Source organism: Azoarcus sp. Soil_N_20, from assembly GCF_057656155.1.
Genome location: NZ_JBDGKX010000046.1, coordinates 1 through 1070, shown reverse-complemented (window position 1 = coordinate 1070; position 1070 = coordinate 1). Strand labels below are relative to the sequence as shown.

The 1070-nt window shown below is 65.0% G+C and carries 1 protein-coding gene; it reads left to right on the top strand.

What is annotated here, in order from left to right; all coding sequences use genetic code 11:
• On the top strand, positions 1 to 1070 hold a 1070-nt coding region (locus AC3A35_RS27790), incomplete at its 3' end, for a Rieske 2Fe-2S domain-containing protein (protein ID WP_487439790.1).

The window sequence follows — 1070 nt, the reverse complement described above, 5'->3', positions numbered from 1 at the left end:
GTGGTGAAGGGGGCGAGCGGGATCAGCGAAGCGCGCGCGAACAACGCGAAGACGCAGAGCCAGTACCAGCCGTACAAGGACGCGGCGTGGGGCTTCATCAACCATTGGTACCCGGCGGTGTTTTCCAGGGAGCTGGGCGAGGACGAAGTGAAGGGGATCCAGATCTGCGGGATCCCGATCGTGCTGCGCCGGGTCGATGGCAAGGTGTTCGCGCTCAAGGACCAGTGCCTGCACCGCGGAGTGAGATTGTCGGAGAAGCCGATGTGCTTCAACAAGAAGACGATCTCGTGCTGGTACCACGGCTTCACCTTCGATCTGAAGGACGGCAGGTTGTCGACGATCGTGGCCAACCCGGACGACAAGCTGGTGGGGACGACGGGGCTGACGAGCTACCCGGTGCACGAAGTGGCGGGGATGGTGTTCGTGTTCGTGCGCGAGGACGACTTCGCGGACGAGGACGTGCCACCGCTGGCGCAGGACCTGCCGTTCCGCTTCCCGGAGAACAGCGCGCGCTTCCCGCACCCGCTGTGGCCGGCCGCGCCCAGCCTGCTCGACGACAACGCGGTGGCGCTGGGGATGCACCGGACCGGCTACGGCAACTGGCGGATCGCGTGCGAGAACGGCTTCGACAACGCCCACATCCTGGTGCACAAGGACAACACCATCGTGCATGCGATGGAGTGGGTGCTGCCGCTGGGGATCCTGCCCACCAGCGAAGACTGCATCGAAGTGGTGGAAGACGCGGGCGGACCGAAGGGGATGATGCAGTGGCTGTTCACCGACAAGTGGGCACCGGTGCTCAGGAACGACGCGCTCGACCTTGAAGTGAAGGGGGTCAATGGGCGGGCGTACCGGACCTCGGTGGTGCTGCCCGGGGTGCTGATGGTGGAGAACTGGCCGGGCGAGCACATGGTGCAGTACGAATGGTATGTGCCGATCACCGACGACCTGCACGAGTACTGGGAAGTGATCGTGCGGGTGTGCCCGACCGAGAAGGAGCGCGCCGACCACCAGTACCGCTTCGACCGGGTGTACAAGCCGCTGTGCCTGCACGGGTTCAACGACTGCGA